Origin of the sequence: Pseudomonas sp. NPDC088429, assembly GCF_044753305.1 — a bacterium.
In the GTDB taxonomy this organism is placed as follows: Bacteria; Pseudomonadota; Gammaproteobacteria; order Pseudomonadales; family Pseudomonadaceae; genus Aquipseudomonas; species Aquipseudomonas rustica.
The window spans coordinates 846-17,329 of the sequence record NZ_JBIVMX010000053.1 but is presented as its reverse complement, the minus strand read 5'-3'; the positions used below and the strand labels follow the sequence as shown (position 1 = coordinate 17,329).

General features: G+C 57.7%; 15 protein-coding genes and 1 pseudogene. 6 read left to right on the top strand and 10 right to left on the bottom strand.

Annotated features, from left to right (window positions below; translation table 11 throughout):
• From ACIP66_RS21750 to ACIP66_RS21735, 4 genes and pseudogenes are all read left to right on the top strand, one after another.
• The coding region (locus ACIP66_RS21750; RefSeq protein WP_400650749.1) for a type VI secretion system Vgr family protein at positions 1–806 on the top strand (806 nt) is incomplete at its 5' end.
• Between the two features lie 51 nt (positions 807–857).
• Positions 858–3,506, top strand: a complete 2,649-nt coding sequence (locus tag ACIP66_RS21745) for a pesticin C-terminus-like muramidase (protein ID WP_400650747.1) — start codon at positions 858–860, stop codon at positions 3,504–3,506.
• Positions 3,488–4,078, top strand: a complete 591-nt coding sequence (locus tag ACIP66_RS21740) for a lysozyme inhibitor LprI family protein (RefSeq protein ID WP_400650744.1) — start codon at positions 3,488–3,490, stop codon at positions 4,076–4,078. The genes ACIP66_RS21745 and ACIP66_RS21740 overlap by 19 nt, the downstream gene beginning before the upstream one ends.
• A gap of 139 nt (positions 4,079–4,217) precedes the next feature.
• Positions 4,218–4,974 (top strand): annotated as a pseudogene (locus ACIP66_RS21735) (lysozyme inhibitor LprI family protein).
• 541 nt (positions 4,975–5,515) lie between these two features.
• On the opposite strand, the gene ACIP66_RS21730 reads toward ACIP66_RS21735, so the two are convergent.
• The gene (locus tag ACIP66_RS21730) at positions 5,516–5,887 is read right to left on the bottom strand and encodes a DUF6124 family protein (RefSeq protein WP_400650742.1); all 372 of its coding nucleotides are present in this window, start codon (positions 5,885–5,887) and stop codon (positions 5,516–5,518) included.
• A gap of 586 nt (positions 5,888–6,473) precedes the next feature.
• Here ACIP66_RS21730 and ACIP66_RS21725 point away from each other — a divergent pair.
• Positions 6,474–6,857 carry a helicase gene (locus ACIP66_RS21725; protein ID WP_400650739.1) on the top strand — a complete coding sequence of 128 codons (384 nt, stop codon included), beginning with the start codon at positions 6,474–6,476 and terminating at the stop codon, positions 6,855–6,857.
• A gap of 315 nt (positions 6,858–7,172) precedes the next feature.
• On the opposite strand, the gene ACIP66_RS21720 is transcribed toward ACIP66_RS21725, so the two are convergent.
• The 6 genes from ACIP66_RS21720 to exbB all read right to left on the bottom strand — a co-directional run bounded on the left by ACIP66_RS21720 (position 7,173) and on the right by exbB (position 14,001).
• On the bottom strand, positions 7,173–8,573 hold the full coding sequence (locus ACIP66_RS21720) for an aminoacyl-tRNA deacylase and HDOD domain-containing protein (RefSeq protein WP_400650736.1): 1,401 nt from the start codon (positions 8,571–8,573) through the stop codon (positions 7,173–7,175).
• 79 nt (positions 8,574–8,652) lie between these two features.
• A complete protein-coding gene (gene recG / locus ACIP66_RS21715) occupies positions 8,653–10,728 on the bottom strand; it encodes an ATP-dependent DNA helicase RecG (protein ID WP_053125064.1) in 2,076 nt (691 codons plus the stop codon).
• 9 nt (positions 10,729–10,737) lie between these two features.
• Positions 10,738–11,667, bottom strand: a complete 930-nt coding sequence (locus ACIP66_RS21710) for a hydrogen peroxide-inducible genes activator (RefSeq protein WP_053125062.1) — start codon at positions 11,665–11,667, stop codon at positions 10,738–10,740.
• 184 nt (positions 11,668–11,851) lie between these two features.
• Positions 11,852–12,598, bottom strand: a complete 747-nt coding sequence (locus ACIP66_RS21705; RefSeq protein ID WP_038359287.1) for an energy transducer TonB — start codon at positions 12,596–12,598, stop codon at positions 11,852–11,854.
• Positions 12,595–13,023 (bottom strand): TonB system transport protein ExbD, encoded by a 429-nt coding sequence (gene exbD / locus ACIP66_RS21700; protein ID WP_053125060.1) that lies wholly within the window; start codon positions 13,021–13,023, stop codon positions 12,595–12,597. Before exbD ends, ACIP66_RS21705 begins: the two co-directional genes overlap by 4 nt.
• 6 nt (positions 13,024–13,029) lie before the next feature.
• Complete coding sequence (gene exbB, locus ACIP66_RS21695) at positions 13,030–14,001, bottom strand: tonB-system energizer ExbB (RefSeq protein WP_159814414.1); 972 nt, start codon at positions 13,999–14,001, stop codon at positions 13,030–13,032.
• A 188-nt stretch (positions 14,002–14,189) separates the two neighbouring features.
• Between exbB and ACIP66_RS21690 the strand changes: the two genes are divergently transcribed.
• Positions 14,190–15,044 (top strand): SDR family oxidoreductase, encoded by an 855-nt coding sequence (locus ACIP66_RS21690; RefSeq protein ID WP_400650731.1) that lies wholly within the window; start codon positions 14,190–14,192, stop codon positions 15,042–15,044.
• Positions 15,045–15,130: 86 nt separating this feature from the next.
• On the opposite strand, the gene ACIP66_RS21685 is transcribed toward ACIP66_RS21690, so the two are convergent.
• The 3 genes from ACIP66_RS21685 to ACIP66_RS21675 all read right to left on the bottom strand — a co-directional run.
• A complete protein-coding gene (locus ACIP66_RS21685; protein WP_159814951.1) occupies positions 15,131–15,871 on the bottom strand; it encodes a hypothetical protein in 741 nt (246 codons plus the stop codon).
• A 69-nt stretch (positions 15,872–15,940) separates the two neighbouring features.
• Positions 15,941–16,321: a RidA family protein gene (locus ACIP66_RS21680; RefSeq protein ID WP_015097371.1), complete on the bottom strand. Its 381-nt coding sequence runs from the start codon at positions 16,319–16,321 to the stop codon at positions 15,941–15,943.
• Positions 16,322–16,345: 24 nt separating this feature from the next.
• A partial coding sequence (locus tag ACIP66_RS21675) for an ACT domain-containing protein (protein WP_400650784.1) occupies positions 16,346–16,484 on the bottom strand: 139 nt, incomplete at its 5' end.

The window sequence follows — 16,484 nt, the reverse complement described above, 5'->3', positions numbered from 1 at the left end:
CCAGCTGCTGGCTGCGCGTCTCCAGCTCCTGGGCCGGCGACCGCTACGGCGCCATCAGCATCCCGCGCATCGGCATGGAAGTCCTCGTCACCTTCCTCGAAGGCGACCCCGACCAACCACTGGTGACCGGCTGCCTGTACCACAAAGAAAACCCGGTGCCGTACGCAATGCCGGCGAACAAAACCCGCAGCGTGTTCAAAACCCTCAGCTCCCCGGGTGGCGGTGGGTACAACGAACTGCGCATTGAAGACAAGAAAGGTGCGGAGCAGATCTACATCCACGCCCAGCGTGATTGGGATGAAAACATCGAGCACGACCAGAAAATTCGGGTCGGGAATGAACGTCATGACACGGTTGAGAAGAACACCTACACCGAGCTGAAAGCTGAAGAACACCGCACCACGATCGCTGATCGCAAGATTGAAGCGAAGGCTGACGATCACCTGACGGTGGGGCAGAGCCAGCACGTCAAACTGGGTACGGCGCAGCTGACCAGTGTCGGGAATGAGATTCACCTGAAGGCGGGTGACAAGATTGTGATCGAGGCGGGATCGGAGCTGACGATTCTGGGTGGGGGGAGTTTTATCAAGCTGGATGCGGGCGGCGTGACGGTGGTTGGGCCGGTGATCAAAATCAATGCCGGTGGCTCGGCTGGCTCCGGTACAGGGATCGGGATTAAACCGCCGGTGCTGCCGGGGGCGGCGGATATAGATAAGGCGGGGAGTTTGATGGAACAGGCGTTGGGGAATGCACCTGAGGAAAAGATCAAACGCAAACCGAAGCGCATGCTCAATTTTTCCGGGTAAGACATCGACGGCAATCCAAGCCACCAGGGATCAGAATTCAGGTAATTGGTAATGACAGAGACAACGAACAAAATTCAAAAATGGTCGTATCCCCTGAAAGTGGGGACAGCTGAAGCGACCGATCCGCAGCAGTTCTACAAGGCGTTAGCCAAAGCGAAGGACGGCTTCTATCCGTTGGGGGCCAATGGGCTTTGGCATGGTGGTGTGCATTTCGATGAAGATTCGGGTCTGGTGCAGGACTCGACAGAAGTCCGATGCATAGCGGACGGGGCAGTGGTTGCCTATCGAATCGATAACATCTACCCCAAGTCAAATTTCGGTACAACCCAGTCCGACTTTTCCACTGGCTTTGTATTGGTCAAACATCGATTGGAAGTGCCGATGCCGCCAGCGCCGCAGGTACCAGCGGGATCCCCTCCTGCCGCACCCGTTCCCGGCCCGAGTCTTACCTTTTTCAGTCTGTACATGCATTTGTTGCAATGGAAAAGCTACGAAGAAACTCCGGCACTGCCGCGGCCGGCCTTTTGGAGCGGCGGTACGTTGCAGGTGAAGGCAACTGCCAATGACGAACTCCTGGGCTTACGTGTCCGGCAGGAACCACGAGGAAGGCCCGGGTATGCAACGGTCTTGACAGTTTTGAATCGCGGCACGGTTGTCGAGACAGGCGAAGAGCACAATGGTTGGCTCAAGGTTGTTAGCGTCACGCCTGCCAGTAGCGACCTGCCGCCCGGTACAGGCTGGGTGTTCAAAAGAGAGATGACCGCAGGGCCAACGACCAATACTTACGTCATTGGTGCTGCTGCCAAAGACCCAATGACTCCGCCTCAGAAAGGTCTTGTCGTGCGCGCCTCTGCCAGCCAGTCAGGCGCTGTGAGAGCAATTTTGCCGCACGGTACGCAAGTTAAGATCGGAAACGACGGGACGCGTGGCAAGTACCAGAAACTGCTGGAGATCGTCAGCGGGAATGCTGTTCCACCGCCGGCAGCGGGGGAGGTGCTTGGATATGTCTGGGAAGGACTACTTGAGGCCAAGAGTGAGCCAGCCGAAAAGGACTCCGTGCACGTCTTGGCGACTCCATTCCCGATTACTGCGGGCAGTCTTATTGGACATGTAGGGAAGTATCAGAATCACTCCGATTCGGCCCCCAACGATCTACTGCACGTTGAGCTGTTCAGCTGTGAAGACGTGAAGGCCTTTACCGCGCTGAGCAAAGAGAAGGCTGCGGGACTGCCTACAGCTGAAAAAACGCTAGTGAAAATTCCGAAAGGCAGCTTGGTGGTTACTCACGTGGAAGGAATGGGTCCTACGAATCCACCTAAAGTGACTGACCCGCACAAAACGGTTGGCTATGATTTTCTGCTGCCTGTCGGAGTGCTGGAGGCTTTACCCGCTGAAAGAAAAATAAAGGTTCCTGTTGTCATGGGAGGAACCACTACCTATACATTGTGGTGGCGCTTGGACGGGGTGTTGGGTGATGCCGACGGGAATGAGCTCAATGGATGGTTTGCAGAGCCAGATACCAAGTTATCGCGGCATTCACCCTTTGAGTGGGAAGGTTTCAGTTTCATCGAAGAAACTGTCAGTAATGCCGACCACCTCGCTGCATCTCTCCATGCTCAGGAAAATTTGACCGAGGAAGAGCGAGCGACATATTTGCCAAACGTTGGAAATGCCAATGACGGCCCCGCTAAGCAGCATTTGTACAAAATGCTTGATAAAAACGGCGACAACAAACTTACGCCTGCGGAAATCAAAGAAGCGTTAAGCAAGCCTTGGTTTTCTCAGCCGATATCTCAAATGGTTACGCGTTACGAAAGCGAGTGGCAGTTCAAAAGAGAAAAGTGGGATTCGCTGGACGAACTGATGGGGCATAGTGTCTCGGATCCTCATCAGCAGTGGGTGGAAGAAAAACTTCGAATTGAACGCTTGAGTTGGTGGGATAAGCCGGTCGGGAAGCATGGCATAACCGCTGATAATAACGTTCAGCATATTCAGTTACTTGGTTTGTTGGGCGGTTTCTTGTCCGGCTGTCCTGAGAAGTGCAAGGCTGAAGTCTATACCCTCGACACAACGGTTGGGCCATATGTAGTGTCCAAGAAACTATTTGAATTTCTGTTAGCAATCGAAGCTTATCGGGAACATCCATATGCTTTGTCCGATGCTAACAGTGGAATAACGATAGGTTATGGTTATGATCTGGGGCAGCAAACAGCAGCGAGAGTTGATGCGGAACTTAAAGACCTGTATACCCCTGAAGAAATAGAGAGATTAAAAGGAGCTCTTGGCAAAAAAGGTCAAGATGCGCGGGATTATGTGCACAACGTCAGCTCGATATCTATCAGCAAAGACAATGCTTTAAAGTTAGCTGTTATCATGAAAAAACGGTATGCGCAGCAAGTGGTCGATGTATATCCTAAAGCCATAAATTTACATCCTGATTGCCAGGGTGTACTACTTTCTCTAGTAGTCAATCGGGGTAATTCCTTATCGGGGAGTACGCCCGCTAAAGCGTTGAAGCGGCTAGAGATGAAGCAGATAAAAGAAGATTTTGATAGTGATAAACCCGAGCTGATTCCTTCCCGACTACGTAGCATGAAGCGACTTTGGGAGAATGACCCTAATACCGCAGGTGTAGCCACAAGACGTGAAAAAGAGGCTGTATTTTTTGAGGAGGCGTTGAAATGCAACTGCTGGAAGTAACGAAGAAAATGTTTTACGTTTTTTCAGTCTTATTCATGTCGGCCGGCGTAGCTTTGGCCGAGGTTGATTGTAGATCCGCTAATATAACGAATCCTGATGTTATAAATTGTTCGCAGAAATCATTTGAGAAAATTGACAAGGTCTTGAATGAACAATATAAAGCGTTAATGCCGGAACTGGATTCATCGACTAGAGCGGAGCTACTTTCTACACAAAAAAAATGGATAACCTTCAGAAATGAATATTGCAAAAGCGATGATGAAGAGGCCGGAGAGTCTCCAATCGAGCAATTGTCGTGCATGAAACAATTGACGAGTTTTCGTGTGGCCGAACTTGTTTATCTGCGCACTGGGGTGATAGGTGATGGCTTTTATAAGGCCGTTTCGCTCGCTAATGAAAAAGCCACCGCCATGAACTATCCGGAAGCTTTGAAGTTTGTGGGTGGTAGCGAGGATTTCGGGCCTGCTTGGAAAGGATATGCAGAAGAAAACTGCGCGATAACATCCAAGTTGTTCGGAGAGGCTGAAGATCGGTGCATGGCGAGAATGCGTTTTCAGATCCCGATCTATTAATTGCTGGCGGTGATGCAGAAAAGTATGGGTGCACTGATTTTCCAGCCCGGCCCTCTTATGCTTTGATTCTCGTCTCGTCTCGTCTCCTTCACATCACTTTGTCGTTGGCTATTTGCCATTCATGGAATGAAAATTGAACATGTTTGCGCGTTTTATCGCGTTGTCCTTTGGGTGTCTGTTTGTCTCCTTCGCGTTGGCCGAGGACGACTGCAAAGAAATCAGCGTTAGCGCCCAGGTTGATCGGTGTGTGGAGGCAGCGCGCAAAGAAGCCGACACGCAACTCAATGCCAGCTACAAGAAACTGCTGGGACGGTTTGAGGCTCAACAACGGCGCGACCCTGAGCAGGGTAAGGTGCTGGTCGCCATGGCCAGAGAATCCCAGCGCGCCTGGATCAAGGTACGCGACACCACATGCCCGCTTCAAGCCACGGAAATCGAGCCTGGGGTGGCAGCGCATGTCACGACGATCAACAACTGCGTGGCCAGAATGAGTCTGGAGCGTGCGGCTTATCTGGACACGATCGTCGCTGATGAGCCGGGTAATGTGGTTGATCTCAACAAGGTGTACCTGTCCGGCTCCCAACGCTTCGGCGATGTCGTGGCACGTTATGTCAGCACCTTTGGCAGCCCATGCCTGACGGTTCAGACTGGCGCCCAACGGCGGTTGGAGGGTGCTGTCCTCCAAGCGGTTTTGCAGTTTCGAGGGCAAGGCATTTTGGACGGATTATGCCGATGCCGGGTTTGAGGATCATGTGTTTGTCGAGGATGGGTTGCACGTGACGCTGAATTTGACTGAGCTTCGCGGGCTCGGAGAGAAGCGCCTCGCATGTGTGATACCGATTCAGAATGAGCAAATCAAAGAGCTGACGTGCGGCGCGCTTGAGCCTGGTGCATAACAGGCCCGAATCGTTTGCTGATACCCCTGAAACCGCTAAAGGAATGTTCGGTTTGAAATTTTCGTCTGTATTTTTTTCCGCGTTGTTCGCTTTCGTTCCTCTGGCGGCTCATAGCGAGGTCACGACCGAGGTTTTTGCTTCTGCTCCTACGAAGGCAAACCCATAAATTTTGAATTCCGAACCTACTACGACTCTGTCGCCAAATGGCGCGGTGCTAGCGTCAAGTACAGCAAGTCGAAAAAGGCTATGGGGCTAGTTCATCGCGGTACTGAGCAAGAAGAGCTCGTGTATGGCCGGCCCTACCAGTACACGACAACTTGGGTTGAAGTAGTTGAAGGCGCGCTGACAGGTGAGTATCAGATGGTCACTCAGGGGGGCCGGGTTGATGCGATGTCGTATACGAATTACAAATCCGCAAAGAAGTATTCGTTTGAAAACGATTACAACGTGGATTCGAAACCTGAAATAGGTTGCCAGTGGTGAAGCATGGAATATTCAAAAAGGGGGACTTAACGTCCCCTTTTTTCATTCACCTATCTCGCTACGGCTTAGCCGCCATTCTCCGCACTTCAATCTGGTCGAGCATCCCTTCCACCATCAATCGCACACCATCCGCCATTCTGCTCAAGGCCAGTGCTACCGAGCGGCGTGAGCCGTGGAGATCGTCGGCCAAATCGCAGGCGATGACGCTGATGGACAGGAGGTCTTCGGAGGCGTTGGCCATGAGGGCTTCGGCGTCGGTGCCGGGGGAGAGGCTGAAGAGTCCGGTTTCGCGTTTGGGATGTGGTTCGACGGGCGCTTTGAAATGGTGGTCGAGGGCGCGTACGGCGGCTTCATGGAATTTCTTGGATTCCAGAGATTCGTAGGGCGATATATCTGGGGTTTCGGGGGGATTGGGTGTTGGTTTGATCATGGTGCAGCTTCCTGAAGTTGTGAGGCCGACACCAATCGCTTTGCACTTCGAATAGGTGGCAGCTGTGCGTTGGTGTGCAAGACCGGTTCAGGAACCCGGCAGACCCGAAGGCCTCCGACGCACAGCCGCCATAACGATCCGCGAGCATAGGAAAACGCTCGGCGGAATGCCATCAGTGATTGTGCACCTGAACCGGACTTGCACGTCCGAGTCACCGATTTTTCGGTGACTTACTGAGCGTATCGATGAACCTTCAACTCGCCTAGTTCACGCATGCCGCCGCGCTTTGCGGGAAATTTCCTAAGGAGTTGCAGGGGGGAAGATCAAAAGATCGCAGCCTTCGGCAGCTCCTACAGGGTTGTGTTTCAACAGGTGTAGGAAAGGTGAAGGGTGAGACGCGGAGCGTCTCGTGAGGCATTCCCACGCGGAGCATTGGAACGATCATTGGCGGAGTTGGTAATCGTGACTTGGTGGTCATCGTGCGGGAAATGGTCTGCATCATCTTCCAACAGCGTCAGATACTGGCGTTATCGTCCGAATCCCTTACACTGCCCCGGCCGTTCATTTTCCTTTTGAGGCTGTGCGCATGAAATTTCGTTTTCTTCTGTGGATGCTGGGTCTGTTGATGGGTAAGGCCAGTCGGACAAATCCTGCGTTCCAGCAGCAGTTGGGTGACAAGGATCTGGTGTTTCAGTTGCAGACGCTGGATGGGAAAGTGGCGCGGCATTTCGTGGTCAAGGATCAGCGCGTTACCAGTAAGTCTGGCGTGGTGGCGGAGCCGGCGTTTGCGATTGCGTTTAAAGATGCGGGTTATGGCTTTGCGACGATGCAGGCGAAGAACAAGCAACTGGCGTTTATGCAGGGGATTCAGGACAAGTCGATTCAGCTGAAGGGCAATCCGGCGCTGGTGATGTGGTTTCAGGGGTTGATGAAGTATTTGAAGCCGAGGAAGGCTAAGCCGAAAGCCTGAGGGCTAGAAGCTGAAGTAGAAGGGCCTGAGTCGATAGTCTGAGTAGAAGACCTGAGTAGAGGGCTTGAGTAGAAGGGCTTTTGTGGCGAGGGGATTTATCCCCGATGGGCTGCGAAGCGGCCCCGAATCCTGAGACCTCGGTTTGACTGACACACCTTGTGGCTGGGTTTGCGACTGCTTCGCAGCCGGTCGGGGATAAATCCCCTCACCACAGGGTTTTGTGTGAATCAGCTAGATTGAGTTGGGTTTTTCGCGAGCAGGCTCGCTCCCACAGGGGGATTGTGTAAATCCTTGGGGGAGCGGGCCTGTTTTGTTTTAGCCCTGGCTGAATTGCGAAGCCAGTTCGCGCAGCAGGACTTCGGCTTCGAGGACTTTGCTGACGACGTCGTTGGCTTTTTCGCGGGTCAGGCCGACGCGTTCGAGCAGGGCGTCGGGGATGTCTTCATCCGGGCCCGAGCCAATCCCGCGTCCACGCAGTAGGCGCACCGCCAGGCAGACAAGGTTCGGGTATTCGGCGTAGGCGCCGTCGTAGGTTGGATCGTGCTGGAAGCGCAGTGCGGTGGCCAGTTCGTCCGGCATGTCCCAGTAGCGCATCAGCCACGAGCCGATCTGTTCACGGCTGATACCGAGCAGGTGTTGCTCGATGTAGCTGTGGCACAGGTGCGGGTTGACCTCCAGGTGGCGGCAGATCAGCGAGAAGTGCGGCGGAAAGACGTGGGCCAGCAGCAGGTACCCGAAGTTGTGCAGCAGACCGGCGAGGTAGGTCAGGCCTGCTTCCGGGCGCTGGGCGCGCGGCATGGCGCGGGTCAGGCCTTCGATGACGGCGGCGGTGTAGATCGATTGCTGCCAGTACGGCGTCGAGTGTTGCGGATGGTCTTTTGGCAGGCTCAGGGTCTTGCCGAGGGCCAGGCCTAGCGCGAGGTTGATCACCAGATCGAAACCGAGCACGCGGACGATCGCGTCTTCTACCGAGCGAATTTTGCCCGGCGAGGCGTAGTACGGCGACGCCGCCCAGCTCACCACTTGTGCGGCCAGCGCCGGGTCGGTTTCAACGACGCCGGTGATGTCGTCGATGGTCGCGTTCGGGTCGACGCGCAGCTTGATGATTTTTTGCGCGGTTTCGGCCAGCGGCGGAATCTCGATGGTCGCTTCCAGGCGCTGCTGAATGCGCCGTGCGGTAAACGCTTGCACGGCCTGGGTGATTTCCTCGCGGTCATCGTCCGGGCGGTCGAGGTTCGGGCGGATGCTGTTCAGCGCTTCGCCGAAGTTGGCGGCGCTGGCCTTGGTCAGCATGCTTTTGAAGGCTTCGCTGGTGATTTCCAGCAACACGCCCGGCTCGCCGGAATTGATCAGCAGCTTTGGCTCGCGCAGCAGGCTTTCTTCGTAGAGGCACGGCGAACTGGTCAGTGCCGGCAGGCCTGGCAGCAGGCTCAGGCTGTGTTTGCCGAGCATCTTTTGCAGACGCTCGGTCGACACTGCGGTCAGGCGACGGCCCGTCAGTTCGGCGAGGCGATTGAGGTCGAGCAACTGGCTCTGCGGAAACAGCACCATCAGCGCGCCGACAGCGTCGTCCAGCAACACGGCTTGTACCTTGCGCGAGGCATTGAGGCCGTGGTGGTCGAGCACTTCTTCGTAGGCGATCCCGAGCTTGTCCAGCAGCAGCCGAATGACAGACGGCGCGTGCGGGGATTCGGGGGCGAGAGCGGCTTCGGTCATGGTCTGTATCCGTTTTTGAAACAATGGCAGGAGTATAACCAGCTTGGTCAGAACGAGCTGTCAGAAACTGCGACGGTGCTCACACTTGGCCGTATTGCTGCCCGTGGCGCAACCAGCGGTCAAGCAACGGGCTGACGTGGGTCGGCCAGCGTTCCAGCAGCGCTTGCGCAGCGTCACGAACGGCGGGTAACAAGTCGGCGTCGCGCATCAGATCCGCGACCTTGAATTGCAGCAATCCGGTCTGGCGGGTGCCAAGCATTTCACCGGGGCCGCGCAGTTCGAGGTCTTTTTCGGCGATGACGAAACCGTCGTTGGTCTCACGCATGATCCCCAGACGCTGGCGACCGATCTGCGACAGCGGCGGATGGTAAAGCAGCACGCAATGGCTGGCGGCGCTGCCCCGACCGACACGGCCGCGTAACTGGTGCAATTGCGCGAGGCCGAGACGCTCGGGGTTTTCGATGATCATCAGGCTGGCGTTGGGTACGTCTACACCGACTTCGATCACCGTGGTCGCGACCAGCAGTTGCAGGTTACCGGCCTTGAACTCGGCCATGACGGCGGCCTTCTCGACGGGTTTCATGCGCCCGTGAATCAGCCCGACTTTCAACTCGCCGAGGGCGAGGGTGAGATCTTCAAAAGTGGTTTCGGCGGCCTGACAGGTCAGCTCTTCCGACTCTTCGATCAGCGTGCACACCCAATAGGCCTGACGGCCCTCGGCGCAGGCACCGCGCACGCGCTCGATGACTTCGACGCGGCGGGTGTCGGTAACCAGCACGGTGTTGACCGGGGTTCGACCCGGCGGCAACTCGTCGAGGATCGAGGTGTCGAGGTCGGCGTAAGCGCTCATCGCCAGCGTCCGTGGAATCGGCGTCGCGGTCATGATCAGTTGATGCGGACACATGCGCCCGCCGACGCCTTTCTGCCGCAGCGCCAGACGTTGTTGCACGCCGAAACGATGCTGTTCGTCGATGATCACCAGCGCGAGGTTTTTGAACTTCACTTCGTCCTGAAACAGCGCGTGGGTGCCGACCACCATCGGTGTGCCACTAGCGATCTGTTCCAGCGCGGCGACGCGGTTCTTGCCCTTGAGCTTGCCGGCCAGCCACGCCACTTCAATGCCCAGCGGTTCTAGCCAGCGTTTGAAGGTGATGAAGTGTTGTTCGGCGAGAATCTCGGTCGGCGCCATCAGCGCGACTTGATAACCGGCCTCCAGCGCTTGCAACGCAGCTAGGGCGGCGACCACGGTTTTACCCGCGCCGACGTCACCCTGAATCAGCCGCAGCATCGGTTCGTGCTGACTGAGGTCGTAGGCGATTTCGTTGCCGACGCGCTGTTGGGCGCCGGTCGGGTTGAAGCCAAGATTCGCCAGATATTTCGGCGGCAGCTTTTTCGCTTTCGGCATCGCCGGCGCGCGCAACGAGCGCATGCTTTCGCGCAGACGTTGTTGCGACAGTTGATGCGTCAGCAGCTCTTCGAAGGCCAGACGATGCTGCGCCCAGTGATGACCGAGGGCGAGTTCGTCGACGTCGGCATCGGCGGGCGGGTTGTGCAGGTAGCGGATCGCATCGGCCAGCGGCGCGAGTTGATAGTCGCGCGCCAGTTCGGTCGGCAGCCAGTCGGGCAGGGTGTCGGGCTTGAGCATGGTCAGCGTCTGCATGCACAGTTGACGCAGACGCGCTTGGGTCAGGCCTTCGGTCAGCGGATAAACCGGGGTCAGGGTTTCATCCACTGGCGGCGGTTCGTCGCCGGTGATGGCGCGATATTCCGGGTGGTAGATTTCCAGACCTGAGGCGCCGGGCCGGGCTTCGCCGTAGCAGCGAATCCGCGTGCCGCGTTTGAGGCCTTCTTTCTGCGCGTTGCTGAAATGGTAGAAGCGCAGGCTCAAGCCGCCGGTGCCGTCCTGCATGCGCACGACGAGGCTGCGACGGCGGCCCATGACCACGTCGGCGCCGCTGACGGTGCCTTCGACCACGGCGTCCTGACCCGGTCGCAAATGGCCGATTGGCACCACGCGGGTACGATCCTGATAACGCAGCGGTAGATGAAACAGTACGTCCTGGAGATTTTCCAGACCGACCTTGGCCAATTTCTCGGCCATGGCTTCACCGACACCCTTGAGTGCCGTCACCGACACTTGCGACAGCTCAGTCATGACGCTCGCTTAACCGGCCGTAACCGGTGTCGCTGGCTTGGCCACCGAGCACAGGCGAATGGAGTCGGCGAGGATTTCGATGGCTTTCGGCCGTGGGAAACTCGCACGCCAGGCGATGGCCACGGTGCGGAACGGCACCGGTGGCGACAGCGGACGCACTGCGATCACGCCGGGGGCGTAGTGATGGCTGTCGACGGCGGACAACGGCAGGATCGAGATGCCCAGACCGGACGCGACCATGTGGCGAATGGTTTCCAGCGAACTGGATTCGACCGTGGTGTGCTTGGCGCCGTCGCCGCCCTTGGTCAGGGTCGGGCAGGCTTCGAGCACCTGATCGCGGAAGCAGTGACCTTCGCCGAGCAGCAGCAGGCTCTTGTCGTTGAGCAGGCCGGCGTCGATGGTTTCTTTTTTCGTCCACGGGTGCTGGGCCGGCATGAGCACGTAGAACGGCTCGTCGTACAGCGGCAGGGTCAGCACGTCAGCTTCGTTGAACGGCAGGGCGATGATGATCGCGTCGAGTTCGCCGTTGCGCAGTTTGTCGCGCAGCACGTGGGTGAAGTTTTCTTCGATGTACAACGGCATCTGCGGGGCGACCCGGTGCAGTTGTGGAATCAGGTGCGGGAACAGGTACGGGCCAACGGTGTAGATCGCGCCGACTTTCAGCGGTGCGGTCAGCTGATTCTTGCCGGCCTGGGCCAGTTCGCGGATGCCTTGGGCTTGCTCAAGAACTTTCTGCGCCTGGGCGACGATGCCTTCGCCGACCGGGGTTACGCGCACGGCGCTCTTGCTGCGCTCGAAAATCAGCACACCGAGTTCGTCTTCAAGTTTCTTCACGCCCACCGACAGGGTCGGCTGGCTGACGTGGCATTTCTCGGCCGCGTGGCCGAAATGCTGCTCTTGGGCGAGGGTAACGATGTAGCGTAATTCTGTGAGGGTCATAGCAAAGCGTCCATGAAGATGCGGGCCAAGCATACCGGCTGCAATCGATAGACGCACGTTATCAGACTGAGGGCCCAATGCGACTACTGCAAAAAGCAAAAGATCGCAGCCTTCGGCAGCTCCTACAGGGAAATGCATTCCAATGTAGGAGCTGCCCAAGGCTGCGATCTTTTGATCTTGCTACTTAACGGCGGCGTTCGAGGGAGTAAACAAACGGTGCAACAATTTCAATCGAGCCGTTGTTCAGCATGTCAGCCGGTGGCTTGGGCAGCGGTTGTGCGCGGCGAATCATTTCCAGGGTAGCCCGGTCAAGATCAGCGTTGCCAGAGCGGCCCACCAGTTCGAATGACAGCACGTTACCTTCGGCATCCACCACGAAACGCAGACGGTTCAAACCTTCCTTGCCGCGTGCCTGAGCACTGGCCGGGTACTTTTTGTACTTGGCCAAATGCGCGAGCAGGGTGCCTTGCCAGCTGGCTTTGGCAGCCATTTGGGCCGGCGACGGGCCTGGTGCAGGCTGGGCGGATTTCTCCGTTGGTGCCTGAGTCGGCTGGGTGTCGGCCGGTTTTTCCTCGGAAGGTTTTTCCTTCGGCGGATCGGGCAGCTTCTTCTCGACCGGCTTCGGCGGTTTAGGCTTGGGCTTCGGTTTGGGTTTCTGCACCGCGATTTCAGCTTTCGGGGCTTCGGCCAGTTTCGGAATCGGCAACTCTTCAACCGGAGCCGGTGGCTGCGGCGGTGTGACGACTTTCGGCGGAGCAGGCGGTGGCGGGGCCGGAACCGGGGCCAGCTCGACCATCATTGCCTGCGGCGGCAATTCGATGGGCGGGCGGGCAGTCCAGTTCAGCGCCAGCGCGATGGCCAGCGCATGAACGCCCAGCACCACGGCCAGGCTACCGCTGTAACGCGTCAGCTTATGGCGCGTCGTGATCATTTCTTGGCTGCCGTCTCAAGTCCTACCAGGCCGACCTTCAGGTAACCGGCGGAACGCAGGTTATCCATCACGCTCATCAGGTCGCCGTAATCCACGCCTTTGTCAGCCTGGAAGAAGATGGTGGTGTCTTTCTTGCCCTTGGTTCTGGCGTCGAGGGTGGCGCCCAGTGCTTCGGGCTTCACTTCGTCTTCGCCGAGGAACAGGCGCTGATCAGCTTTTACGCTGAGGAACACCGGTTTCTCTGGCCGCGGCGCCGGTTTGGCGGTCGAGGCAGGCAGGTCGACTTTGATGTCCACAGTGGCCAACGGAGCAGCCACCATGAAGATGATCAACAGCACCAGCATCACGTCGATAAACGGCGTGACGTTGATTTCGTGGTTCTCGGCCAGATCGTCGTCTGCGCCTTCTTTCAAATGCAGGCCCATGGCCGATTACCCCACTTTAACCATGTGCGGCTGCGAGCTGCGCTCAGGCTGGTGGTCGAGGTCGCGGCTGACCAGCAACAGGACTTCTGCCGAAGCATCGGAAACCTGCGCCTTGTAACCGGCGATAGAGCGGGCGAAGACGTTGTAGATCACAACCGCTGGAATCGCTGCAACCAGACCCAGTGCGGTGGCCAGCAGGGCTTCAGCAATACCCGGCGCCACAACGGCGAGGTTGGTGGTCTGGGTTTTGGCGATGCCGATGAAGGAGTTCATGATGCCCCACACGGTACCGAACAGGCCGACAAACGGTGCGGTGGAACCGATGGTGGCGAGGACGCCGGTGCCGCTGCTCATGTTACGACCGCAGGCCGCAACCAGGCGCTCAAGACGGAAGCTGACGCGTTCCTTGATGCCTTCTTTCTCGCGGCTGTTGACCGACAGGCGCATCTCTTCCAGTGCGTCGTGCACCAGCAGGTTGGCGAGGGTGCCTTCCTTGCCGGCAGTGGCGCTGGCTTCTTTAAGGGTGGTGGCTTTCTTCAGGGCGGCGATTTCGCCACGCAGACGACGCTTGGCGCCCATCAGCTCAAAGCCTTTGGCGATCCAGATGGTCCAGGTGATGATGGACGCGATGGCCAGACCGATCATCACGATTTTGACGATGATGTCAGCGTTCTGGTACATGCCCCACGGCGACAGGTCGTGGGCCATGCCAAGCGTGTTGTCGGCTTCGAGAACTTCAGGAACGTCGGCAGCGTCTACCGCTTGCACTGGATCGGTTGCAGTCGGTGCGGCAGCCGGGGCGGTGGCAGGCGCGTCAGCAGCAGGAGCGTGCTGTTCGGTCGCGGCCGGTGCGGCTGGCGCTTGCGCGTCAGCGAAGGCGGCGGTCGGTGCCAGCATCAGGCTGAGCAGCAGAGCCGCCACTGCGCTCCAGGCGCGAGGTCGTTGGGTTGGCGAAGCGGGGATTTGATTACGTGTCATGCTGGCCGGACCTGAGATAGAAAAACGATGATGCTCTTCCAGGCCTCGTGAGGCCGAGAACAAAAGTGGCAGGCATTATTGCAAGTAATTCTTGTTAACAAAAGTAATAGAGTATCTTTTTTTCCTTGATTGCTAGCCGCTCGTCACTCGCCGGGCCTAGTCTGTCGCTTTCCGATGGGAGTTTTCTGATGTCTGCGCCTTCTGTTCTGATTGCCGGTTGTGGCGATATTGGTAGTCGTCTGGCCACGCAATTGCTGGCCGCTGGCTGGGAAGTCCATGGCTTGCGCCGCGATGTGTCACGTTTGCCTGAGGGTGTCATTGGTGTTGCCGGGGATCTCTTTAATGAAGATTGCCCGGACACTTGGCCGATCGGTGCGGTGGATTACCTGGTGTATTGCGCTGCTGCGACCAATCACGATGAAGCCGGGTACCGCGCGGCTTATGTGCAGGGTTTGCAGAATGTGTTGAGCTGGCTGGATGACTATGGCCAGGTGCCGGAGCGGCTGTTGTTTGTATCCAGCAGCAGTGTTTATGGGCAGATGGATGGCGAGTGGGTGGACGAAACCTCGGCGACAGTGGCCAGCGGTTTCTCCGGACGGTTGATGCTTGAGGCTGAGCAAGTCGCGCTCAAAAGCGGTATCCCGGCGAGCATCCTGCGCCTGACCGGTATTTACGGCCCTGGCCGCGAGCGTCTGCTGACGCAAGTTCGCGAGGGTTATCGCGTCGCCGTCGAGCCACCGCTGTATGGCAATCGCATTCACGCGGACGACGCGGCGGGTCTGCTGAAGTTTTTGCTCGAGGCGGATCGACAGGGGACTGCGCTGGAAAGCATCTACATCGGCGTCGACGATGCACCGGCACCGTTGGCCGAAGTGGTCGACTGGTTGCGCGAGTATCTGGGCGTAACCGAGTGGGCAGATGAGGCGAGTGTGCGGCGTACTGGCAGCAAGCGCTGCAGCAATGCCCGGGCAAAGGCCCTCGGCTGGACGCCAACATACCCAAGCTACCGCGAAGGCTACGCCGCGATCCTCGAAGGTCGCTAAAAGCAAAAGATCGCAGCCTTCGGCAGCTCCTACATTGGAATACGTTTCCTGTAGGAGCTGCCGAAGGCTGCGATCTTTTCAGCGGTTTACTGTTTCTCGAGCAACCACTTGCGAGCACCCGGTGTGAACTGCGGCTGTTCATCCGCCAGCGCGGAGTTCACCGCTTGCAGGATTTCCAGCTCTTTGCCCTTGCGCACAAAGATCCAGTTATTGCCCTGACCGTTCTGCTGCAGCCACATGCTGTCGTTGCCGTTGCTCATCGACGCGCAATCGCCCGCCAGGCACAGCGCATATCGATCGGCACCCGGCAAACCGGACACCTGGCCATCGGCCTGGAACTGCACGGTGGCGCCTTCGCCTTCACCGCTGGTGATTTTCCAGCTGCCGCCCATGTAGGCGGAATACAGCGCACGCTCGAAACTCGCACCGATCGGCGCGCCTTCCGGTACCGGAATCGGTGCGCGATCGAACAGTTGCTCGGGTTCGTTATCGCCGGCGGCCTGTTGCAGTTGGCTGCCGTCGCGTTTCAACGCGCTGGCGGAGCTGCCGTAGAAGTCGACTTTCCAGGTGCCGGACTCTTCGCCCAGCAGCCGTCCTTCGACGTTCTCAAAACCATTGGTGTAGCGGGCCTGACTGGCCTTGGTGTTGACGTCCCACTCAAGGTTCGGGCCGTAAGCCTGAAGTGCTTCGCGCAGGGGGCCGCCCTTGGCTGCAGCATTGATCGCCACCTGATTGATCCAGGTGCCGCTGATGTCACGGTCGGCAGGGTTGCTGGCGCAGCCGCCGAGGAGGAGGGCGAGCAGCGGAAGAGCTAGCGCTTTGCGCATGGTGGAATCCTTTCAAAACCTTTTCTTGCAGAGCAGTCGGCGCGGCGTTTGAAGGCCGCGCCGTGCGCATCACTCGATGACCAGAATGGCATCCATTTCAACCTGCGAACCCTTTGGCAGGGCAGCAACGCCAATGGCGGCGCGGGCCGGGTACGGCTGGTCGAAGTATTTGCCCATGATCTCGTTAACCTTGGCGAAGTGGCTCAGGTCGGTGAGGAAGATGTTCAGTTTGACGATGTCCTTGAACGAACCACCAGCGGCTTCGGCCACGGCTTTGAGGTTCTCGAACACCTGGATGGTCTGGGCTTCGAAGCCTTCAACCAGTTCCATGGTTTTTGGGTCCAGAGGAATCTGACCCGACATGTAAACAGTGTTGCCGGCCTTGATCGCCTGGGAGTAAGTACCGATGGCGGCCGGGGCCTTGTCGCTGGTGATAACAGTCTTGGTCATGTAGGACTCCTTGTTAGGGTTGCGTTATGCACGCATGCGGGTGATGCGGATCACCCCGGTCAAGGCGCGCAGTTTCTTGATCACGCGGGCCAGGTGCACTCGGTCGTGGACGCTGACCACCAACTGGACAACGCTGATGCGACCATCGCGTTCGTCCATGCTG